The sequence below is a fragment of the Bacillus sp. AF62 genome (assembly GCF_050312695.1).
GTDB lineage: Bacteria > Bacillota > Bacilli > Bacillales > Bacillaceae_G > Bacillus_A > Bacillus_A cereus.
Genome location: NZ_JBNPJZ010000009.1, coordinates 1 through 21,278 on the forward strand (window position 1 = coordinate 1; position 21,278 = coordinate 21,278).

Below are 21,278 nucleotides of genomic sequence, written 5' to 3' on the forward strand. Positions count from 1 at the left end.
ATAGGTTCGAGGTGGAAGCATGGTGACATGTGGAGCTGACGAATACTAATAGATCGAGGACTTAACCATATAATATGTAGCAAATGTTATCTAGTTTTGAAGGAATATACCTTCATAGTTTGGTGATGATGGCAGAGAGGTCACACCCGTTCCCATACCGAACACGGAAGTTAAGCTCTCTAGCGCCGATGGTAGTTGGGACCTTGTCCCTGTGAGAGTAGGACGTCGCCAAGCAAAAACCTAAGTCGTTTCGACTTAGGTTTTTTTGTGTTTATTTTTATTTATCGAATGTTATAATCCATAAATTTAATAACGCTAAAGACGAAAAAAGAATGAAATAGAGACTGTTTAAAATAATAGCAATGATTTTTTGTGTTCCGGATTTTCCTAATACCGCTAAAGCAATACTTAAAATAGGACACATTATTTCTATCATAAGTATATATTTTAAATAATGAGATGCTATAAATAAGTATTCAATAATTACAACAATTACTGGGATAGAAAAAATGAATAGGATAATAGCGTAGTTCTTTCTTTCACGTTTATCCTCCTTAGAAATTAAATCGTTATAATAAAAGTTCTATTGATGTGTAGAATACAAGATTGTACATATTGTGATTTAAAACATACTGAAGTACTATATAAACGATTATAAGTAAATAGATCTCTAGAAATATATATTCTAATTCCCTTTTCTTCTTGCATATAGTTGCAATTCTTCTTTTGAATATAACTAAAACACGAACGTTATTGACTACTAATAAAAAAACATTCGATTATTTATTGACATCGTTTATGAAATATTGTTAATATAGCCATAGAAACAATAATATAAGACCTCATATAATCGCGGGGATATGGCCTGCAAGTCTCTACCTAACGACCGTTATTCGTTAGACTATGAGGGAAAGTCACTCGGTATTTTTCTATTCACAAGGGATACGTATGCCTGAGTAGAGCGCTTTCTCTCATAGTAAAAGAGAAACTGTTCTATTTCAGGCTTTTTTTATTTGAATCGGGGGGATTCTAATATGAAATCACTAGTTGGAGTCATAATGGGAAGTACATCAGACTGGGAAACAATGAAATATGCTTGTGACATTTTAGATGAATTAAATATACCGTATGAGAAAAAAGTTGTATCCGCTCATCGGACTCCGGATTATATGTTTGAATATGCAGAGACGGCTCGTGAACGTGGATTGAAAGTTATTATTGCTGGAGCTGGTGGAGCAGCACATTTACCAGGAATGGTTGCAGCGAAGACAAATCTTCCTGTAATTGGAGTTCCAGTTCAATCAAAAGCATTAAACGGCTTAGATTCATTATTATCCATCGTCCAAATGCCAGGAGGTGTTCCAGTTGCAACTGTTACAATTGGTAAAGCCGGTTCAACGAATGCTGGATTACTTGCTGCACAAATACTTGGATCATTCCATGATGATATACATGATGCATTAGAATTGAGACGAGAAGCGATTGAAAAAGATGTGCGTGAAGGTAGTGAGCTAGTATGACGAGAATCATTTTACCTGGAAAAACAATCGGCATTATTGGAGGCGGCCAGCTAGGAAGAATGATGGCATTGGCAGCCAAGGAGATGGGATATAAAATTGCTGTTTTAGATCCTACAAAGCATTCACCATGTGCACAAGTTGCTGATATTGAAATTGTTGCACCGTATGACGATTTAAAGGCAATTCAGCATTTAGCAGAGATAAGTGATGTTGTCACATATGAATTTGAGAATATTGATTATAGATGTTTACAATGGCTTGAAAAACATGCTTACTTGCCACAAGGTAGTCAGTTGTTAAATAAAACGCAAAATCGTTTTACAGAAAAGAATGCAATTGAGAAGGCTGGGTTACCAGTAGCAACGTATAGATTAGTTCAAAATCAAGATCAGCTTACAGAAGCAATTGCTGAGTTATCATTCCCTTCCGTCTTAAAAACGACGACAGGTGGATATGATGGGAAAGGGCAAGTTGTTTTAAGAAGTGAGGCTGATGTTGAGACAGCAAGAGATCTTGTGGATAAAGCAGAGTGTATTTTAGAGAAATGGGTGCCTTTTGAAAAAGAAGTATCCGTTATTGTGATTCGTAGTGTAAGTGGTGAAACGAAAGTATTTCCGGTAGCGGAAAATATTCATGTAAATAACATTTTGCATGAATCTATCGTTCCAGCTCGTATTACAGAAGAGCTTTCTCAAAAAGCAATTGCTTATGCAAAGGTACTTGCGGATGAATTAAAACTTGTGGGAACACTAGCTGTAGAGATGTTTGTTACAGCTAATGGTGAGATTTACATTAATGAATTAGCACCAAGACCTCACAATTCAGGACACTATACACAGGATGCATGTGAAACGAGCCAATTTGGTCAACATATTCGAGCAATCTGTAATTTACCTCTAGGAGAAACAAATTTGTTAAAACCAGTTGTCATGGTAAACATTTTAGGCGAACATATAGAAGGGGTCCTAAGACAAGTGAATAGATTAACCGGGTGCTATTTACACTTGTATGGAAAAGAAGAAGCAAAAGCACAGCGAAAAATGGGGCATGTTAATATTTTAAATGATAATATTGAAGTCGCTCTAGAAAAAGCGAAGAGTTTGCATATTTGGGACCATCAAGAACAACTGTTGGAGGGAAAAAGATGATTAGTCGTTATACACGCCCTGAAATGGGTGCGATTTGGACGGAAGAGAACAAATTTAAAGCGTGGTTAGAAGTTGAGATTTTAGCTTGTGAAGCATGGGCTGAGCTTGGCGATATTCCAAAAGAAGATGTTAAAAAAATTCGTGAACATGCATCATTTGATATTGATCGTATTTATGAAATTGAAAAAGAAACACGTCATGACGTAGTTGCATTCACTCGTGCTGTATCAGAAACGCCAGCACTAGGCGAAGAACGTAAATGGGTTCATTACGGTTTAACATCTACAGATGTAGTAGATACAGCATTATCTTACATCTTAAAACAAGCGAATGAAATTATATTAAAAGACTTAGAGAACTTTGTAAGCATTTTAGCTAACAAAGCGAAAGAGCATAAATACACAATCATGATGGGAAGAACACACGGTGTTCATGCAGAACCAACAACATTCGGTTTAAAACTTGGTCTTTGGTATGAAGAGATGAAACGTAACGTAGAACGTTTCAAACAAGCTGCTGATACAGTTCGTGTTGGTAAACTATCTGGTGCGGTTGGTACATATGCAAATATCGATCCATTCGTAGAAAAATATGTTTGTGAAAATCTAGGATTAGAAGCAGCACCAATTTCAACACAAACATTGCAACGTGATCGTCACGCACACTACATGTCAACACTTGCATTAATCGCAACATCTATCGAAAAGATGGCAGTTGAGATTCGTGGCTTACAAAAGAGTGAAACACGTGAAGTTGAAGAAGCTTTCGCAAAAGGCCAAAAAGGTTCTTCTGCAATGCCACATAAGCGTAATCCAATTGGATCTGAAAATATGACTGGTTTAGCTCGTGTTATCCGCGGTTATATGATGACAGCTTATGAGAATGTTCCATTGTGGCATGAGCGTGACATTTCTCACTCTTCAGCAGAACGCGTAATTTTACCAGATGCTACAATCGCATTAAATTACATGTTAAATCGCTTTGGTAATATCGTTAAAAACTTAACTGTATACCCAGAGAATATGAAACGCAATATGACAAGAACATACGGCTTAATTTATTCTCAGCGCGTAATGCTTACACTAATCGACAAAGGTATGGTACGTGAAGAAGCTTATGATATCGTACAGCCTAAAGCGATGGAAGCTTGGGAAACACAAGTACAATTTAAAGAGCTTGTAGAAGCTGATGAGCGCATTACAAGCAAGTTAACACAAGAAGAAATTAATGAATGCTTCAACTATGAGCATCATATGCAACACGTTGATACAATCTTTGAACGCCTTGGATTAAACGAAGCGTAAAATTTCATATGGCACAGAATAGAGTCATTCTGTGCCATTCTTTATAAAAACATTATTCACATTTTTCAAACTACAGGGGGCTTGCGAAATGCAAAAGCTAGAATTGCTGTATGAAGGTAAGGCAAAAAGAATTTATCGTACAGAATCAGCAGATATGGTTTGGGTAGAGTACAAAGATAGTGCGACTGCTTTCAATGGGGAGAAAAAAGAGACGATTACAGGAAAAGGTCGTTTGAACAATGAGATTACAACTTTATTGTTCAGAAAGTTACAAGAAGTAGGAATTAAAACACATTTTGTTGAGAAGTTATCTGAAACAGAACAACTTGTTAAAAAAGTGAGTATTATTCCTTTAGAAGTTGTCACAAGAAATGTAATTGCAGGAAGTCTTTCAAAACGATTAGGAATGGAAGAGGGAACTGTACTTGCAGAACCAATCGTAGAATTTTACTTCAAAGATGATAATTTAGGAGATCCGCTTGTAACGGAAGATCATATTCGTGTATTAAACGTTGCATCGCCAGAGCAAGTAAGCGTATTACGAGATATGGCTTTACAAATCAATCAAGTGTTGATTGATCATTTCGCAAGCTGTCGTGTAAGATTAGTAGATTTCAAATTAGAGTTTGGTGTAACGGAAGAGGGAGAAATCATATTAGCGGATGAAATTTCACCAGATACTTGCCGTTTATGGGATGAAACGAGCAATGAGAAGTTTGATAAAGACGTATTCCGTCGCGATCTTGGAAATTTAACAGATGCTTATGAAGAGATTTTAAAACGTTTAGGGGGAATTTCACATGTATAAAGTTAAGGTATATGTAACATTAAGAGAAAGCGTATTAGATCCACAAGGAACAGCGGTAAAAGGAGCTCTTCATAGTCTTTCATTCACAGAAGTACAAGACGTTCGAATCGGAAAGTACATGGAACTAACAATTGATAAATCTGTATCTGACTTAGATAGCAAGGTAAAAGAAATGTGTGAAAAACTATTAGCGAACGTTGTAATGGAAGACTTCCGTTATGAAGTTGAGGAGGTTGTCGCACAGTGAAATTTGCCGTAATAGTATTTCCAGGTTCGAACTGTGATGTCGATATGTTCCATGCAATTAAAGATGAGCTTGGCGAAGAAGTAGATTACGTTTGGCACGATACAGAGAATTTAGATGAATATGATGCAATTTTACTACCAGGTGGATTCTCTTACGGTGACTACTTACGCTGCGGTGCTATTTCTCGCTTTGCTAATGCAATGAAAGCAGTACAAAAAGCTGCTGAGCAAGGAAAGCCGATTTTAGGTGTATGTAATGGATTCCAGATTCTTGTTGAATCAGGATTACTACCAGGAGCATTAATGAGAAACGAAAACTTAAAATTTATGTGTCATACTGTTCAGTTGCGTGTTGAAAATAATGAAACAATGTTTACATCACAATATGAAAAAAATGAAGTAATCAATATTCCAATCGCTCATGGTGAGGGGAATTACTATTGTGACGAAGAGACTCTTAAAAGATTAGAAGAGAATAATCAAATCGCATTCCGTTACGTAGAAAATCCTAACGGTAGCGTTTCAGATATTGCTGGTATTGTAAACGAAAAAGGAAATGTACTTGGTATGATGCCACATCCAGAGCGTGCTGTAGATGAATTACTTGGCGGTGCTGAAGGGTTAAAAGTCTTTCAATCTATCTTAAAACAGTGGAGGGAAACATATGTCGTTAATGCTTGAACCAAATCCAACACAAATTAAAGAAGAGCGTATATATGCGGAAATGGGGCTAACAGACGAAGAGTTTGCCATGGTTGAAAAGATTTTAGGTCGTCTGCCAAATTATACAGAAACAGGATTGTTCTCTGTAATGTGGTCTGAACATTGTAGTTATAAAAATTCAAAACCAGTTCTTCGTAAGTTTCCAACGACAGGTGAGCGCGTTCTGCAAGGACCTGGAGAAGGCGCTGGAATTGTAGATATCGGTGATAATCAAGCAGTTGTATTTAAAATGGAAAGTCATAACCATCCTTCAGCTATTGAACCATATCAAGGAGCAGCAACAGGTGTTGGTGGTATTATTCGTGATGTATTCTCTATGGGAGCACGTCCGGTAGCTCTATTAAACTCACTTCGTTTCGGTGAATTACAGTCACCACGTGTGAAATATTTATTCGAAGAAGTAGTAGCAGGAATTGCAGGATACGGTAACTGCATCGGTATTCCGACTGTTGGCGGCGAAGTACAATTTGATCCATGTTATGAAGGAAATCCACTTGTAAATGCAATGTGCGTAGGTTTGATTAACCACGAAGACATTAAAAAAGGGCAAGCGCACGGTGCTGGTAACACAGTAATGTACGTAGGAGCATCAACTGGTCGTGACGGTATTCACGGTGCAACATTCGCGTCGGAAGAACTATCTGAAAGCTCAGAAGCGAAACGTCCAGCGGTTCAAGTAGGGGATCCATTTATGGAAAAACTTCTTATTGAAGCGTGTTTAGAATTAATTCAATCTGATGCACTTGTTGGAATTCAAGATATGGGTGCGGCTGGTTTAACATCATCATCTGCAGAAATGGCAAGTAAAGCAGGAATGGGTATTGAAATGTACTTAGATGATGTACCACAGCGTGAAACAGGAATGACACCATATGAAATGATGCTATCTGAATCACAAGAGCGTATGTTAATTGTTGTGAAAAAAGGTAGAGAACAAGAAATAGTAGATTTATTTGAGAAGTATGGTCTTGCAGCGGTTACGATGGGGAAAGTAACGGAAGATAAAATGCTTCGTTTATTCCATAAAGGTGAAAAGGTAGCTGAAGTTCCAGCAGATGCTTTAGCAGAAGAAGCACCAATTTATCATAAACCATCAAAAGAAGCAGCATACTTTGCTGAATTCCAAGCAATGAAAATGGAAACGCCAAAAGTAGAAAATTATAAAGAAGCGTTATTCGCTCTATTACAGCAACCAACAATTGCAAGTAAAGAGTGGGTATACGATCAATACGATTACCAAGTTCGTACAAGCACAGTTGTTACACCAGGTTCAGATGCAGCAGTTGTACGTGTACGCGGTACAGAAAAAGGATTAGCAATGACGACAGATTGTAATTCTCGCTACATTTATCTAGATCCAGAAATGGGCGGTAAAATTGCAGTAGCAGAGGCAGCGCGTAATATCGTATGCTCTGGCGGTGAGCCACTTGCAATTACAGATTGCTTAAACTTCGGTAACCCAGAAAAACCAGAAATCTTCTGGCAAATTGAGAAATCAGTAGACGGTATGAGTGAAGCTTGTCGCACATTACAAACACCAGTTATCGGCGGAAATGTATCGATGTATAACGAACGTAGTGGCGAAGCTGTATATCCAACACCAACTGTTGGGATGGTCGGACTTGTACATGACTTAAAACATGTAACAACACAAGAGTTTAAGCAAGCTGGTGATTTAGTTTATATAATCGGTGAGACGAAAGCTGAGTTTGGCGGAAGTGAATTACAGAAAATGATTCACGGAAAAATTTTCGGTCAATCACCAAGTATCGATCTAGATGTAGAATTAAAACGCCAAAAACAAGTATTAGAAGCAATTCAAGCTGGTCTTGTTCAATCTGCACATGATGTTGCTGAGGGTGGTTTAGCAGTTGCAATTTCAGAAAGTGCAATTGGTGCTAACGGCTTAGGTGCTACTGTGAAATTAGATGGAGAAGCAACAGCAGCATTATTCGCTGAATCACAGTCTCGCTTCGTGATAACTGTAAAACGTGAAAATAAAGAGGCGTTTGAGAAAACGGTAGAAGCAATCCAAGTTGGAGAAGTAACAAGTACAAATGAAGTAACAATTCATAATGAAGAAAATGAAGTATTACTTACAGCAAATGTAGATGAAATGAGAAAGGCTTGGAAAGGGGCAATCCCATGCTTGCTGAAATAAAGGGGTTAAACGAAGAATGTGGCGTTTTCGGAATTTGGGGGCATGAAAATGCAGCACAAGTTTCATACTACGGATTGCACAGTTTACAGCACCGTGGGCAAGAAGGCGCAGGCATTGTCGTAAATAATGGAGAAAAAATCGTCGGTCACAAGGGGTTAGGTTTAATATCAGAAGTGTTTTCAAGAGGTGAGTTAGAAGGATTAAATGGAAAATCAGCAATCGGGCATGTACGATATGCAACAGCTGGTGGAAGTGAAGTTGCTAACGTTCAACCATTGTTGTTCCGTTTTTCCGATCATAGTATGGCGTTAGCTCATAACGGAAATTTAATTAACGCAAAAATGCTTCGTCGTGAATTAGAAGCAGAGGGAAGTATTTTTCAAACTAGTTCAGATACAGAAGTACTTTTACATCTTATTAAACGTAGTACGAAAGACTCTTTAATTGAAAGTGTAAAAGAGGCTCTGAATAAAGTGAAAGGTGCGTTTGCGTATCTTTTACTAACTGGAAATGAAATGATCGTTGCGTTAGATCCAAATGGATTCCGTCCGCTTTCAATTGGAAAGATGGGGGATGCTTACGTTGTAGCATCTGAAACATGTGCTTTTGATGTAGTAGGTGCAACATACATTCGCGATGTAGAACCTGGTGAATTACTTATCATTAATGATGAAGGAATTCACGTAGATCGTTTCACAAACGATGTAGAACATGCGATTTGTAGTATGGAATATATTTACTTTGCACGACCAGATTCTAATATTGCTGGTGTTAACGTTCATGCAGCGCGTAAAAATATGGGAAAACGTTTAGCAGCGGAAGCTCCTATTGAAGCGGATGTTGTTACTGGTGTACCAGACTCTAGTATTTCAGCTGCGATTGGCTATGCGGAGGCAACAGGCATTCCGTATGAATTAGGATTAATTAAAAATCGTTACGTTGGACGTACTTTTATCCAGCCTTCTCAAGAACTGCGTGAGCAAGGGGTTAAGATGAAGCTTTCCGCAGTAAGAGGTGTGGTTGAGGGGAAACGAGTTGTTATGATTGATGATTCTATCGTAAGAGGAACGACAAGTAAACGAATTGTTCGTATGCTTCGTGAGGCTGGAGCGACAGAAGTTCATGTAAGAATTGCTTCACCACCTCTGAAATATCCATGTTTCTATGGTATTGATATTCAAACGAGAAAAGAATTAATTGCAGCAAATAATACAGTAGAAGAAATCCGCGAAATGATCGGAGCAGATTCTTTAACATTTTTAAGCGAAGATGGATTAGTAGATGCAATTGGACGTCCATATGAAGGGAAATATGGCGGCCTATGCATGGCTTACTTTAATGGGGACTATCCAACAGCTCTTTATGATTATGAGCAAGAGCTTTTAGAAAGTATGAAATAAGAAAAGTGAAAAAAGCTTCTACTTCTTTTGCTGTAGAAGCTAGCTTTTTTCTTAAAACGGCCCGCCCTGGATGGGGAGAAATTAAAAGACGAGGTGTAAATAACGATGGCGAATGCATATAAGCAAGCAGGAGTAGATATTGAAGCTGGATATGAAGCGGTATCTCGCATGAAAAAACACGTACAAACAACTATGAGAAAAGAAGTACTAGGCGGTTTAGGCGGTTTTGGAGGTATGTTTGATCTATCAAAATTTGCATTAGAAGAACCTGTATTAGTATCTGGAACAGATGGCGTGGGAACAAAATTGATGCTCGCTTTTATGGCAGATAAACATGACACAATTGGTATTGATGCAGTAGCAATGTGTGTAAATGATATTGTTGTCCAAGGAGCAGAGCCGCTTTTCTTCCTTGATTATATTGCTTGTGGTAAAGCTGAACCTAGTAAAATTGAAAACATCGTCAAAGGTATATCAGAGGGCTGTCGCCAAGCTGGTTGTGCATTAATCGGTGGAGAAACAGCTGAAATGCCAGGAATGTATTCTACGGAAGAATATGATTTAGCTGGTTTTACAGTTGGGATTGTTGATAAAAAGAAAATTGTAACAGGTGAAAAGATTGAAGCTGGTCACGTGCTAATTGGCTTAGCATCTAGCGGTATTCATAGCAATGGTTACTCTTTAGTACGAAAAGTGTTACTAGAAGATGGAGAACTATCTTTAGAGCGTATTTATGGACGGTTAGAACTACCTCTTGGTGAAGAATTATTAAAACCAACGAAAATTTATGTCAAACCTATTTTAGAACTATTGAAGAAGCATGAAGTATACGGTATGGCGCATATTACAGGGGGCGGATTTATTGAAAATATCCCACGTATGTTGCCAGAAGGAATTGGTGCTGAGATTGAACTAGGATCTTGGAAAATTCAGCCGATCTTCCATTTGCTTCAAGAAGTTGGGAAACTGGAAGAGAAAGAAATGTTCAATATTTTTAACATGGGTATTGGTATGGTAGTAGCAGTGAAGGAAGAAGATGCAAAAGATGTTGTTCGTCTTCTTGAAGAGCAAGGAGAAACGGCTCGTATTATTGGACGTACTATACAAGGAGCTGGCGTTACTTTTAATGGGGGCACAGCACTATGAGTAGATTAGCAGTTTTTGCTTCTGGAAGCGGATCTAACTTTCAATCTCTCGTTAATGCGGTAGAAGAAAAAAGATTGGATGCAAAAATTAGTTTATTAGTATGTGATAAACCAGAAGCACGCGCTGTTGGACGGGCAAATTATCATCATATTCCGTGTTTCGCTTTTTCAGCGAAAGCATATGAGTCCAAAGAAGCGTTTGAAAAAGAGATATTAAAGAAGCTAGAAGAATATGAAGTTGATTATATTATTTTAGCTGGATATATGCGTTTAATCGGGCCGACGTTACTAGAAGCATACGGCGGAAAGATTATTAATATTCATCCATCATTACTACCGAGCTTTCCGGGTAAAGATGCTGTCGGTCAAGCGTTAGAAGCAGGTGTGAAAGTAACTGGAGTAACAATTCATTATGTAGATGCAGGTATGGATACAGGACCAATTATTGCGCAAGAAGCAGTGGTTGTTTCTGAAGGGGATACGAGAGAAAGCTTACAAAAGAAAATTCAGCAAGTTGAACATAAATTATACGTAAATACAGTGAATCAAATTGTTCAGTCTGTGAAAGAAACAACTGTTAACTAACATACAACCAGGGGTGAAGGATAAATGAAAAAGCGTGCATTAGTAAGTGTTTCAGATAAAACAGGAGTAGTAGAATTTGTTAAAGGGTTACTAGAGCAAGGGATTGAAGTTATTTCAACAGGTGGTACGAAAAAGTTACTAGAAGAAAACGGCTTACAAGTAATTGGTATTTCTGAAGTAACTGGTTTCCCTGAAATTATGGATGGTCGTGTGAAAACTTTACATCCAAATATTCATGGTGGTCTATTAGCAGTTCGTGATAATGAAACACATGTAGCGCAAATGAATGAATTAGGTATTCAAGCAATTGATTTTGTTGTTGTTAACTTATACCCATTTAAAGAAACAATCGCTAAGCCTGATGTAACATTTGCTGATGCAATTGAAAATATTGATATCGGTGGCCCGACAATGATTCGCTCTGCTGCGAAAAATCATAAATTCGTATCTGTAATTGTAGATCCAGTAGATTATGATATTGTGTTAGCAGAACTGAAAGAGAACGGTGAAGTAGCAGAGGAAACGAAACGTAAACTAGCAGCGAAAGTATTCCGTCATACAGCAGCGTATGATGCGTTAATTTCTAACTACTTAACAGAGCAAATGGGTGAAGAAAGTCCAGAAACATTAGCTGTGACATTTGAGAAAAAGCAAGACTTACGTTATGGCGAGAACCCACATCAAAAAGCAACTTTCTATAAAGCGCCATTCGCAGCAACTTCTTCTGTTGCATACGCAGAACAATTACACGGTAAAGAATTATCGTATAACAATATTAATGATGCAGACGCAGCGCTTAGCATCGTAAAAGAATTTACAGAACCAGCAGTAGTAGCAGTAAAACATATGAATCCATGTGGTGTTGGAGTAGGAACTAATATTCACGAAGCATATACTCGTGCTTATGAAGCAGATCCAGTATCAATCTTCGGCGGTATTATTGCAGCAAATCGTGAAATTGATAAAGCTACAGCAGAAAAGTTACATGAAATTTTCTTAGAAATTGTTATCGCACCTTCGTTCTCGCAAGAAGCTTTAGAAGTGTTGCAAAGTAAGAAGAACTTACGTTTATTAACTATAAATATTGAAAAAGCGACAAGTGCAAGCAAAAAACTAACTTCTGTACAAGGCGGACTTCTCGTTCAAGAGGAAGATACGTTATCATTAGATGAAAGTACAATTTCAATTCCAACGAAACGTGAACCTTCAGAGCAAGAATGGAAAGATTTAAAACTAGCTTGGAAAGTTGTAAAACATGTGAAATCAAATGCAATTGTTTTAGCGAAAGATGACATGACAATTGGTGTCGGTGCGGGACAGATGAACCGTGTAGGCTCTGCAAAAATCGCGATTACACAAGCTGGTGAAAAAGCACAAGGTAGCGCACTTGCATCTGATGCTTTCTTCCCAATGCCAGATACATTAGAAGAAGCAGCAAAAGCGGGAATTACAGCAATCATTCAACCAGGCGGATCGATCCGTGATGAAGATTCTATTAAAGTGGCAGATACGTATGGGATTGCTATGGTGTTCACTGGCGTACGTCATTTCAAACACTAATAGAGGATGTTTAAAAAGTCCGGTCAAGATAACCTTCGCATGTCGTCGTTGCATCGCCAGTGCGGTACTCATGTAGGAAAGCTACACTCCGTGTCCTCCTGGCAAATGCGCCTAGACCTGCTCGGTGCTCTTGATCCTCCTTTTTAAACCTTTATTGAGATGGATGTTTAAAAAGTCCGGTCAAGATAACCTTTTATTGATATGAAAAAGCAAACTAGGAGCATAGCTTCTAGTTTGTACTTATTTAATTATTGGGGGATGAAATATGAATGTTTTAGTAATTGGCCGCGGTGGGCGTGAGCATGCTTTAGTTTGGAAGTTTGCACAATCTGCAAAAGTGAAAAAGGTATATGTAGCACCAGGTAATGAAGGTATGCGAGATGTTGCAATACCAGTTGATATTGATGAAAATGATTTTGATGCATTAGTTTTATTTGCCAAAGAGAATAATATTGAGTTAACTTTCGTTGGACCAGAAATTCCACTTATGAATGGAATTGTTGATCGTTTTAAAGAAGAGGGACTTCGCGTATTTGGTCCGACTAAAGCGGCTGCTGTTATTGAAGGTAGTAAAGCTTTTACAAAAGAGCTTATGAAAAAGTATGATATTCCAACTGCGGCGTACGAAACTTTTACCGATTATGAAGAAGCAGTACAGTATATTCAAAAAGTTGGTGCACCAATCGTTATTAAAGCTGACGGATTAGCTGCTGGTAAAGGGGTAACGGTAGCAATGACGCTTGAAGAGGCATTACAGGCTGTGAAAGAAATGCTACAAGATGTGAAGTTCGGCGCGGCAAGTAAGAAGGTTGTTATTGAAGAGTTTTTAGATGGACAAGAATTTTCATTAATGGCATTTGTAAATGGAACAACTGTACATCCGATGGTAATCGCTCAGGACCATAAACGAGCGTTTGATGCTGATAAAGGCCCAAATACAGGCGGAATGGGTGCATATTCTCCAGTACCACAAATTCCAGAATCAGCAGTCCAAGAAGCGATTCAAACCGTATTACATCCAACTGCTCAAGCAATGATCCAAGAAAATCGATCATTTACAGGGATTTTATATGCAGGGCTTATTTTAACAAATGATGGTCCAAAGGTAATTGAATTTAATGCACGCTTTGGTGATCCTGAAACAGAAGTTGTATTACCTCGCTTAGAAAACGATTTAGTTGATGTATGTAATGCTGTATTAGATGAAAGTGAGTTAGTGTTAGAGTGGTCAGAGGAAGCAGTAATTGGTGTTGTACTTGCTTCAAAAGGATATCCAGAAGCGTATAAAAAAGGTGAAATTATTACAGGATTAGATCGTTTAGAAGATGCTATTGTCTTTCATTCAGGTACAGCGATGAAGCATGGGGATTTTGTAACAAATGGTGGCCGTGTACTATTTATTGCTTATAAAGCGAAAGACTTACAAGAAGCGAAAGATAGAGTGTACAAAGAAATCGCAAAGATTGAGAGCGATGGCTTATTTTATCGTAGTGATATAGGATATCGTGCGATTGGGCATGAGATTACGCGAAGCTAACATATGTTAGCTTCTTTTTTTATAGGAAATAGAGTATAGTAGGTTGAATCTTTTCAAGAGATTATAAACTATTTGTATCTATATACACTTTTTCTCTACCTGCTTGCATCTTATTTCTCCAATTAATAATAGTAGTATTGAGATGATTAACGTAAGAGCAGCGACAAGGAGTGGGAGGGAAAAACTTTGCATTTTCTCCGCAATAATACCTGTAAAGATTGGACCGATAATTTGGCCAATCCCATAAACACCTGTCGTATAACCAATGATTTTATTACTTTCATTCGGTCTTATTCGTTTTGCTTCTGTAGTTGTTAAAATTGTAATTCCGACGAATGTAGCACCTAGAAGGAATGCACTTAGAAATGCCCCAAAAAGGTTTGGAATAAGGAGTGGAGAAAGTACACTTATAATTTGGAACATATAGGCGGATATAAGAGCTCGTGTTGGTCCGTACTTCCGAGCAACAGTGGACCAAAGGTAACTAGATGGGATGACAGCAATACCGACAATAATCCAGCTACAAGATGCATAGAAGGGTGATAGTGTAATTCTTTCTACAATGGTGACAAGGAAGGTCCCTGTAATGATATAGCCAAATCCTTCGAATCCGTAAGCTAAAATAAGCCAAAATAAATCGTTTTTTCTATAAGATGTAGCTTGTATAGTACTTTTTGGTTGCTGTATAGTATGTCTACTGTCCTCTCTTAACCATTTCCATACAAGGATAGCTAAACTAAAACTAATAAGTCCTAACCCAATCCATGCACCTTGCCAATTCCAAATTGAGTTGAATAAAGGTGCGAAACTTCCAGAGAAAATAATGCCAATTCCAACACCGCTATAAATCATGCCACCTAGCATGACTTTATTACTTTGAAATAAATAATCTAAAACAATACTATAGGCAAGAACAAATACAATTGCACTTGTGAAACCACCGATAAAGCGAAGGGGAAACCATAAAAAGATATAAGAGGTTAAGCCCATACAAAGAGTTGAAAGAACATTGAAGAATAAACAGTGGTGTAATATTTTTTCACGATTTTTTATCGTCATGAATCCAATAAAGAATGCCCCAAGTAAATAACCAAGATAATTACTGGACGCTAAATATCCAGCGAGGTCATCTTCTATATGGGCTTGCTTTTCCATAAAAGAAATAATCGGTGTGTAGGCGAACCGACTAATACCCATGACAGCTATTAAAGAACATATCCCAGCTATAATCATTTTCCATGTTTTTGTTTCTTTCATATAATCTCCCTTCTTGAAATATCTTCTAATATATATGATAGAGGAATATATATGGGGCGTAAAATACTGATTTTTTATATGTAATATCAAAATTAATGATATGAACGAAGGGATATGAACGAATGAACTTACAAGATTTTGTAGCTTTTTATATGGTCGCGCAGGAGAAAAGTATTTCAAGAGCAGCTATTCGGTTGAATTTTGTTCAATCAAACATAACAGCAAAAATAAAACGGCTAGAAGCTGAATATGAAACACAATTATTTTATAGGCATCGAGATGGAGTTACATTAACACCAGCCGGAGAAAAGTTGTTAACATACGCTGAAAAAATGATTCAATTATTAAATGAATCAAAAAGGCAAGTGAAACATACAGCGGAGCCTGGAGGAGTATTGAAAATTGGAGCGATGGAAACAGCAGCAGCTGTTAGATTGCCCACGATTTTAGCTAATTATCATATGCGCTATCCAGAAGTGGAAATTATGTTGCAAACGCACAATACGGAAGAATTAACGAAGAAGGTACTCTTATATGAAATAGAGGGGGCATTTGTAGCTGATTGTATAGCTGATCCAGCTTTAGAAAAGATAGAAGTATTCCAAGAGGAAATGATGTTACTTTCAAAGCGGAATGTTTTGTGGGATAACGGATATTCGGAATCGCAGTCTTTTATCGTTTTTCAATCAGGTTGTTTTTATAGAAAAGTTTTAGAAGAATGGTTACTATCTGAAGGGATTGTTCCAAAAAAAATAATGGAATTAAATTCTTTAGACGGTATTATTGGATGCGTAAAAGCTGGACTTGGGGTGTCTATGTTACCACGTGAAGTAGCAGAGCAATTTGATAGCCATAAAGAACTTATTCATACACTGTTAGTACATGAAAACAGGTTTATTCCGACTTATTTTATTTATCGGAAAGATAGTGTGAGAACAGCAGCGTTAAGCAAGTTTATTGATAACTTGCTTTGTATAAAAACAGCCCGCTGAAAATTCAGTGGGCTGTTTGTTCATGCATCTTTATCTTTCTTCAATTTTCCTTTTTGCTTTGCCATTTCTCGAAGTAAATACTCGATGTGTGCATTGACGCTACGAAACTCATCATTTGCCCATTTTTCGATGACTGCGTGTAATTCAGGATCAATACGTAATGGAAAGCTTTTCTTTTTAGCCATAATTACTTATAGCCCTTAGTATAGGCTTCCTGTGTTAATAACTGGTTGCGCACCTTTATCTGAAACGATGGCAACTAATAGGTTGTTTACCATATTCGCTTTACGCTCGTCATCTAATTCAAGTACGCCTTCCTCATCTAACATATGGATTGAATCCTTCGCCATCTTCACAGCACCTTCAACAATCTCTTTTCTAGCAGCTAATACCGCTTTTGCTTGTTGACGTTGTAGCATCGCATGGGCAATTTCTGTTGCATAAGCTAAATGTGTTAAACGAGTTTCTAATACTTCTACGCCTGCGATTTCAAGGCGCGCTTCTAACTCACGCTTTAATTCTTCAGAGATTTCTTCAGTATTCCCGCGTAACGTAATGCAAGTTTCATCTTGGAAATTGTCATAAGGATATTTTGTTGCGACGTGGCGGATTGCTGTTTCACTTTGAATTTCTACAAATCGATCGTAATGTTCAACACCGAACATTGCTTTTGCAGAATCAACTACTTTATATACAATAACAGCTGCAATTTCAATCGGATTTCCCTCAACATCGTTTACTTTTAATTTCTTACTATTAAAGTTTTCAACACGTAACGAGACAGTTTGACGGAATGCGAATGGAATTGTTAAAAATAAACCATTTTGACGAATTGTTCCTAAATAATTACCAAAGAACGTAATAACTTTCGCTTGATTCGGTTGAACAATACCGATACCTGTAGCGAGAATTGCCGCTAATATAATAGTTAGTGCTGCTCCTACGAAAATTTCTTGTGCAAGGAAAAATACACCGATAGCAGCTAAAATCAAAATTCCAATAATACCGAGAAAACCATTTACATAAAATACTTGTTTTTCTTTCATATGATCGCCTCCTGATATAAAAATGATATCACTTTTATATCATTTTAAGCAAGGGGTATGCACCTAATTTTCTGAAATTTATTGATTGATATCTTTTATGTACATTTTAAAGTTAGGAATAAGAATATACGTTCTGTTTTATGGTAAAATAAAGAAGACTTAACCGCCCACTGCAGCAGCTAAGTCCCTTTGAGAGCATCTTGCATCGTGACAAATGATTCAAAGCGGTTTTGCCAGGATTATTTCTTCAATCGCTGACTCAATCTCTTTGTCAGAAGCGTCATAACTTCCCTTTGACTTTGGCTTGTCATGAGCGGAAGTTTGATTCACTTCTTCTTTAGCATGTCCTTTTTCAGAAAAATTCATGCCAGGCATTTTAAATGCGCCCATATTCATGTATTTTCCAAATTTCCACGCTTCAACAATAGGGCAGAAGCGAACAATTCCCTCTGCAACTTTCATTGCACCAATCCATAGAAAAATGTTAGACCAAGTGCACCACGGCTTGCGTACAAGTTTAGTTGCACTACATCCGAAGAGGACAAGCCCAAGTGTAATTCGAATTAGAGCGTTTATTGTCCCGATGTTTTGCTTCATTAGAAAAACACTCCTTTTTATGAAAATTGAAATAGTAAATACTACTTCTCTTATTAGTATCCCGTGTGATTTTTGGGATATGTAATCCAACATTTGACGTTGAAAAAGATGTTGGAATCGGCGTGTGTGTCAGTAGCTTTTTTTGTTATAATGAAAGAATGCATAAAAAGAAGGTGAAATTAAATCCTTTTTTTTGAAAAATATTTAATAGCTATTTTAAAAAATCAAGATAAAAACTAACTGTTATTTTAAACAGAACTATAGATATAACTAGAGAAAAGGAAGGGTGTTTTCATGTACGATATTTCCGGATGGAAACATGTATTTAAGCTTGATCCAAATAAGGAGTTAAGCGATGAATATTTAGAAATGATTTGTGAGTCTGGAACGGATGCTGTTATTGTAGGCGGAAGTGATGGAGTTACAATTGATAACGTATTACACATGCTAGTTAGCATTCGTAGATATGCAGTTCCTTGTGTATTAGAGGTTTCTGATGTAGAAGCAATTACACCAGGATTTGATTTTTATTACATCCCAAGTGTTTTAAATAGCCGGAAAGTAGAATGGGTAACAGGTGTTCATCATGAGGCATTGAAAGAATTTGGGGATATTATGGACTGGGACGAAATTTTTATGGAAGGGTATTGTGTTTTAAATCCCGAAGCGAAAGTAGCCCAGCTTACAGATGCGAAATGTGATTTAACAGAAGATGATGTTATTGCATATGCGCGTTTAGCAGACAAGTTATTACATTTACCGATATTTTATTTAGAATATAGCGGTACGTATGGAGATGTTGAACTTGTTAAAAATGTAAAAGCAGAATTGAAACAAGCCAAGTTATATTATGGCGGTGGTATTTCTAATGCAGAACAGGCGAAAGAAATGGCGCAATATGCTGATACAGTAGTTGTTGGAAATATTATTTATGATGATATAAAATCGGCGTTAAAAACAGTTAAAGCAGTAAAAGGAGAGTAGGTGCAGGCGTATATGAGTATGACAGATAAGTTATTAAACGGTTTAAATCCACAGCAACAAAAAGCAGTACAAACAACGAATGGACCACTGCTACTAATGGCAGGTGCAGGTAGTGGTAAGACACGCGTGTTAACACACCGTATTGCGTATTTGCTTGGTGAAAAAGGTGTAGCACCATGGAATGTACTAGCTATTACCTTCACAAATAAAGCAGCTCGTGAAATGCGCGAGCGTATTGATAAACTTGTGGGACCAGAAGCAGAAGATATTTGGATTTCGACGTTCCACTCTATGTGTGTACGTATTTTACGACGCGATATCGATCGTATTGGTATTAATCGTAACTTTACAATCTTAGATTCAGGTGATCAGCTAACTGTAGTCAAAAAAATTATGAAAGAGCGCAATATTGATCCGAAGAAATTTGAGCCGCGCTCTATTTTAGCGGGTATTAGTAATGCAAAAAATGAATTGTTATCTGCGGATAAATATGCAAAAAAAATTACAATGGCTGATCCATATGAAAAATTAACGAGCGATGTATACACAGAGTATCAAAAACGTCTTTTGAAAAATAATTCATTAGACTTTGATGATTTAATTATGACGACGATTCAGCTATTTGAACGTGTTCCAGAAGTATTAGAGTTTTATCAGCGTAAGTTCCAATATATTCATGTTGATGAGTATCAAGATACGAACAAAGCGCAATATCTTCTTGTTAAACATTTGGCAGCACGTTTTAAAAATCTTTGCGTTGTAGGTGACTCTGACCAGTCTATTTATCGCTGGCGTGGTGCAGATATTTCTAACATTTTGTCATTTGAAAAAGACTATGAGAATGCACAGGTAATTTTGTTAGAACAAAACTATCGTTCGTCACAAAATATTTTAAATGCAGCGAATGCTGTTATTGAAAAAAATACGAATCGTAAACCGAAGAAATTATGGACAGACAATCAAGTTGGAAGTAAAATCTCGTATTATCGTGCCGCAACTGAAAAGGACGAAGCATATTTTGTTGCGAAAAAAATTCGTGACGATCTTCAAATGGGGAAACGAAAATACACTGATTTTGCAGTGCTATATCGTACGAATGCTCAGTCTCGTATGGTCGAGGAGATTTTCCTTAAATCTAACATTCCTTACAAAATTGTCGGGGGAACTAAGTTCTACGACCGTAAAGAGATTAAAGATATTTTGGCGTACTTACGTTTAATCGGTAATCCAGATGATGAAATTAGTTTTGCACGTATTATTAACATGCCAAAGCGTGGTATTGGTGCGACTTCTATCGATAAAATTATTAATTATGGTGTGCAAAACGGAATTTCATTAACTGCTGTATTTGATGAGATTGAGCATGTTGGAGTAAGTGCAAAAATTACAAAGGCAGTAAAAGAATTCGCAAGTTTATTACACAACTGGGTAAATATGCAAGAGTATTTATCTGTTACAGAATTAGTAGAAGAAGTTATTGAAAAAACAGGCTATCGCGATATGTTGAAAAATGAGCGTTCTTTAGAAGCGGAAGGTCGTTTAGAAAACTTAGACGAATTCTTATCTGTTACGCAAACATTTGAATCTCAAAGTGAAGATAAGAGCCTTGTTGCATTCTTAACAGATTTAGCACTTGTTGCTGATATTGATCGTGTAGATGAAGACCCAACTGCTGGTGAAGAAGTTATTTTAATGACGATGCACTCAGCAAAAGGATTAGAGTTCCCGGTTGTCTTTATTGTTGGTTTAGAGGAAGGGATATTCCCTCATACTCGTTCTCTTATGGAAGAGGATGAAATGCAAGAAGAACGTCGTCTTGCTTATGTAGGTATTACTCGTGCAGAAGAAGAGTTATATTTATCTAATGCGCAAATGCGTACTTTATTTGGTAGAACAAGTATGAATGCTGCGTCTCGCTTCATTACAGAAATCCCGGCAGAACTAGTGGAATCATTAAATGAAACAGCGCCGAAGCGTGAAAATTCGTTTGGTGCAAAAGGCAGAACAGCAAGTAGCAGTAAAATGACAACGACAACCACAACACGCTCTCGTTCAGCTTTCGCGCGTCCAGCAGCTAAGACGACAGGCGGTGAGCAAATCGGCTGGGCAGTAGGCGATAAAGCTTCTCACCAAAAATGGGGAATCGGTACAGTTGTAAGTGTAAAAGGTGAAGGTGATGCAAAAGAATTAGATATTGCGTTCCCAAGCCCGATTGGTGTTAAACGTTTGTTAGCAAAATTTGCACCTGTGACGAAACAATAGAAA

General features: G+C 37.4%; 19 protein-coding genes, 1 rRNA gene, 1 pseudogene and 1 riboswitch. Of the genes and pseudogenes, 16 read left to right on the top strand and 5 right to left on the bottom strand.

The window, feature by feature from the left end:
• Positions 1 to 118 precede the first annotated feature (118 nt).
• Positions 119 to 234 (top strand): 5S ribosomal RNA (gene rrf, locus ACQRBL_RS01295).
• Between the two features lie 43 nt (positions 235 to 277).
• Here rrf and ACQRBL_RS01300 read toward each other — a convergent pair.
• Positions 278 to 543 (bottom strand): annotated as a pseudogene (locus tag ACQRBL_RS01300) (hypothetical protein).
• Positions 544 to 822: 279 nt separating this feature from the next.
• Positions 823 to 924: riboswitch (purine riboswitch) on the top strand.
• A 110-nt stretch (positions 925 to 1,034) separates the two neighbouring features.
• On the opposite strand from ACQRBL_RS01300, the gene purE reads away from it, so the two are divergent.
• The 12 genes from purE (at position 1,035) to purD (ending at position 14,137) form a co-directional block, all read left to right on the top strand.
• Positions 1,035 to 1,520: a 5-(carboxyamino)imidazole ribonucleotide mutase gene (gene purE, locus ACQRBL_RS01305; protein WP_411996394.1), complete on the top strand. Its 486-nt coding sequence runs from the start codon at positions 1,035 to 1,037 to the stop codon at positions 1,518 to 1,520.
• Positions 1,517 to 2,668: a 5-(carboxyamino)imidazole ribonucleotide synthase gene (purK, locus tag ACQRBL_RS01310; protein ID WP_023520905.1), complete on the top strand. Its 1,152-nt coding sequence runs from the start codon at positions 1,517 to 1,519 to the stop codon at positions 2,666 to 2,668. The genes purE and purK overlap by 4 nt, the downstream gene beginning before the upstream one ends.
• Complete coding sequence (gene purB, locus ACQRBL_RS01315; protein ID WP_000625682.1) at positions 2,665 to 3,972, top strand: adenylosuccinate lyase; 1,308 nt, start codon at positions 2,665 to 2,667, stop codon at positions 3,970 to 3,972. Before purK ends, purB begins: the two co-directional genes overlap by 4 nt.
• Before the next feature lie 88 nt (positions 3,973 to 4,060).
• On the top strand, positions 4,061 to 4,780 hold the full coding sequence (gene purC / locus ACQRBL_RS01320) for a phosphoribosylaminoimidazolesuccinocarboxamide synthase (protein ID WP_001170549.1): 720 nt from the start codon (positions 4,061 to 4,063) through the stop codon (positions 4,778 to 4,780).
• Complete coding sequence (gene purS, locus ACQRBL_RS01325) at positions 4,773 to 5,027, top strand: phosphoribosylformylglycinamidine synthase subunit PurS (protein WP_000278823.1); 255 nt, start codon at positions 4,773 to 4,775, stop codon at positions 5,025 to 5,027. Before purC ends, purS begins: the two co-directional genes overlap by 8 nt.
• A complete protein-coding gene (gene purQ, locus ACQRBL_RS01330) occupies positions 5,024 to 5,707 on the top strand; it encodes a phosphoribosylformylglycinamidine synthase subunit PurQ (RefSeq protein WP_411996395.1) in 684 nt (227 codons plus the stop codon). The genes purS and purQ overlap by 4 nt, the downstream gene beginning before the upstream one ends.
• Complete coding sequence (gene purL, locus ACQRBL_RS01335; RefSeq protein WP_071731346.1) at positions 5,691 to 7,910, top strand: phosphoribosylformylglycinamidine synthase II; 2,220 nt, start codon at positions 5,691 to 5,693, stop codon at positions 7,908 to 7,910. Before purQ ends, purL begins: the two co-directional genes overlap by 17 nt.
• Complete coding sequence (gene purF, locus ACQRBL_RS01340) at positions 7,895 to 9,310, top strand: amidophosphoribosyltransferase (RefSeq protein ID WP_000879026.1); 1,416 nt, start codon at positions 7,895 to 7,897, stop codon at positions 9,308 to 9,310. The genes purL and purF overlap by 16 nt, the downstream gene beginning before the upstream one ends.
• A gap of 105 nt (positions 9,311 to 9,415) precedes the next feature.
• The gene (gene purM, locus ACQRBL_RS01345; protein ID WP_001262441.1) at positions 9,416 to 10,456 is read left to right on the top strand and encodes a phosphoribosylformylglycinamidine cyclo-ligase; all 1,041 of its coding nucleotides are present in this window, start codon (positions 9,416 to 9,418) and stop codon (positions 10,454 to 10,456) included.
• Positions 10,453 to 11,040: a phosphoribosylglycinamide formyltransferase gene (gene purN / locus ACQRBL_RS01350; protein WP_411996396.1), complete on the top strand. Its 588-nt coding sequence runs from the start codon at positions 10,453 to 10,455 to the stop codon at positions 11,038 to 11,040. Before purM ends, purN begins: the two co-directional genes overlap by 4 nt.
• A 24-nt stretch (positions 11,041 to 11,064) precedes the next feature.
• Positions 11,065 to 12,600 carry a bifunctional phosphoribosylaminoimidazolecarboxamide formyltransferase/IMP cyclohydrolase gene (purH, locus tag ACQRBL_RS01355; RefSeq protein WP_411996397.1) on the top strand — a complete coding sequence of 512 codons (1,536 nt, stop codon included), beginning with the start codon at positions 11,065 to 11,067 and terminating at the stop codon, positions 12,598 to 12,600.
• Between the two features lie 265 nt (positions 12,601 to 12,865).
• The gene (gene purD, locus ACQRBL_RS01360) at positions 12,866 to 14,137 is read left to right on the top strand and encodes a phosphoribosylamine--glycine ligase (protein WP_411996398.1); all 1,272 of its coding nucleotides are present in this window, start codon (positions 12,866 to 12,868) and stop codon (positions 14,135 to 14,137) included.
• A gap of 78 nt (positions 14,138 to 14,215) precedes the next feature.
• On the opposite strand, the gene ACQRBL_RS01365 is transcribed toward purD, so the two are convergent.
• A complete protein-coding gene (locus tag ACQRBL_RS01365) occupies positions 14,216 to 15,394 on the bottom strand; it encodes a YbfB/YjiJ family MFS transporter (RefSeq protein ID WP_411996399.1) in 1,179 nt (392 codons plus the stop codon).
• A gap of 122 nt (positions 15,395 to 15,516) precedes the next feature.
• Here ACQRBL_RS01365 and ACQRBL_RS01370 point away from each other — a divergent pair, with 122 nt between their 5' ends.
• The gene (locus ACQRBL_RS01370) at positions 15,517 to 16,386 is read left to right on the top strand and encodes a LysR family transcriptional regulator (RefSeq protein ID WP_411996400.1); all 870 of its coding nucleotides are present in this window, start codon (positions 15,517 to 15,519) and stop codon (positions 16,384 to 16,386) included.
• A gap of 20 nt (positions 16,387 to 16,406) precedes the next feature.
• Here the strand turns inward: ACQRBL_RS01370 and ACQRBL_RS01375 are convergent, their stop codons facing one another.
• From ACQRBL_RS01375 to ACQRBL_RS01385, 3 genes are all read right to left on the bottom strand, one after another.
• Complete coding sequence (locus ACQRBL_RS01375; RefSeq protein ID WP_001085171.1) at positions 16,407 to 16,571, bottom strand: toxin-antitoxin system HicB family antitoxin; 165 nt, start codon at positions 16,569 to 16,571, stop codon at positions 16,407 to 16,409.
• 15 nt (positions 16,572 to 16,586) lie between these two features.
• Positions 16,587 to 17,432: an SPFH domain-containing protein gene (locus tag ACQRBL_RS01380; protein WP_000660675.1), complete on the bottom strand. Its 846-nt coding sequence runs from the start codon at positions 17,430 to 17,432 to the stop codon at positions 16,587 to 16,589.
• Between the two features lie 219 nt (positions 17,433 to 17,651).
• Positions 17,652 to 18,029: a YgaP family membrane protein gene (locus ACQRBL_RS01385; RefSeq protein WP_223618113.1), complete on the bottom strand. Its 378-nt coding sequence runs from the start codon at positions 18,027 to 18,029 to the stop codon at positions 17,652 to 17,654.
• A gap of 294 nt (positions 18,030 to 18,323) precedes the next feature.
• On the opposite strand from ACQRBL_RS01385, the gene ACQRBL_RS01390 reads away from it, so the two are divergent.
• Together ACQRBL_RS01390 and pcrA are read left to right on the top strand one after the other, a co-directional pair.
• Positions 18,324 to 19,013, top strand: coding sequence for a heptaprenylglyceryl phosphate synthase (locus ACQRBL_RS01390; RefSeq protein WP_000272109.1), 690 nt, complete (start codon positions 18,324 to 18,326; stop codon positions 19,011 to 19,013).
• Between the two features lie 12 nt (positions 19,014 to 19,025).
• Positions 19,026 to 21,275 (top strand): DNA helicase PcrA, encoded by a 2,250-nt coding sequence (gene pcrA / locus ACQRBL_RS01395; RefSeq protein WP_002094226.1) that lies wholly within the window; start codon positions 19,026 to 19,028, stop codon positions 21,273 to 21,275.
• Positions 21,276 to 21,278: the final 3 nt, after the last annotated feature.

What these genes read in the sequence shown, in the direction of transcription:
- purN (WP_411996396.1), top strand. Translation starts at nt 10,453, where the DNA reads ATGAGTAGATTAGCAGTTTTTGCTTCTGGAAGCGGATCTAACTTTCAA.
- pcrA (WP_002094226.1), top strand. Translation starts at nt 19,026, where the DNA reads ATGAGTATGACAGATAAGTTATTAAACGGTTTAAATCCACAGCAACAA.
- purM (WP_001262441.1), top strand. Translation starts at nt 9,416, where the DNA reads ATGGCGAATGCATATAAGCAAGCAGGAGTAGATATTGAAGCTGGATAT.
- purS (WP_000278823.1), top strand. Translation starts at nt 4,773, where the DNA reads ATGTATAAAGTTAAGGTATATGTAACATTAAGAGAAAGCGTATTAGAT.
- purL (WP_071731346.1), top strand. Translation starts at nt 5,691, where the DNA reads ATGTCGTTAATGCTTGAACCAAATCCAACACAAATTAAAGAAGAGCGT.
- purK (WP_023520905.1), top strand. Translation starts at nt 1,517, where the DNA reads ATGACGAGAATCATTTTACCTGGAAAAACAATCGGCATTATTGGAGGC.
- ACQRBL_RS01380 (WP_000660675.1), bottom strand. Translation starts at nt 17,432, where the DNA reads ATGAAAGAAAAACAAGTATTTTATGTAAATGGTTTTCTCGGTATTATT.
- purB (WP_000625682.1), top strand. Translation starts at nt 2,665, where the DNA reads ATGATTAGTCGTTATACACGCCCTGAAATGGGTGCGATTTGGACGGAA.
- ACQRBL_RS01390 (WP_000272109.1), top strand. Translation starts at nt 18,324, where the DNA reads ATGTACGATATTTCCGGATGGAAACATGTATTTAAGCTTGATCCAAAT.
- purH (WP_411996397.1), top strand. Translation starts at nt 11,065, where the DNA reads ATGAAAAAGCGTGCATTAGTAAGTGTTTCAGATAAAACAGGAGTAGTA.
- purE (WP_411996394.1), top strand. Translation starts at nt 1,035, where the DNA reads ATGAAATCACTAGTTGGAGTCATAATGGGAAGTACATCAGACTGGGAA.
- ACQRBL_RS01375 (WP_001085171.1), bottom strand. Translation starts at nt 16,571, where the DNA reads ATGGCTAAAAAGAAAAGCTTTCCATTACGTATTGATCCTGAATTACAC.
- purD (WP_411996398.1), top strand. Translation starts at nt 12,866, where the DNA reads ATGAATGTTTTAGTAATTGGCCGCGGTGGGCGTGAGCATGCTTTAGTT.
- purC (WP_001170549.1), top strand. Translation starts at nt 4,061, where the DNA reads ATGCAAAAGCTAGAATTGCTGTATGAAGGTAAGGCAAAAAGAATTTAT.
- purF (WP_000879026.1), top strand. Translation starts at nt 7,895, where the DNA reads ATGCTTGCTGAAATAAAGGGGTTAAACGAAGAATGTGGCGTTTTCGGA.
- ACQRBL_RS01385 (WP_223618113.1), bottom strand. Translation starts at nt 18,029, where the DNA reads ATGAAGCAAAACATCGGGACAATAAACGCTCTAATTCGAATTACACTT.
- ACQRBL_RS01365 (WP_411996399.1), bottom strand. Translation starts at nt 15,394, where the DNA reads ATGAAAGAAACAAAAACATGGAAAATGATTATAGCTGGGATATGTTCT.
- ACQRBL_RS01370 (WP_411996400.1), top strand. Translation starts at nt 15,517, where the DNA reads ATGAACTTACAAGATTTTGTAGCTTTTTATATGGTCGCGCAGGAGAAA.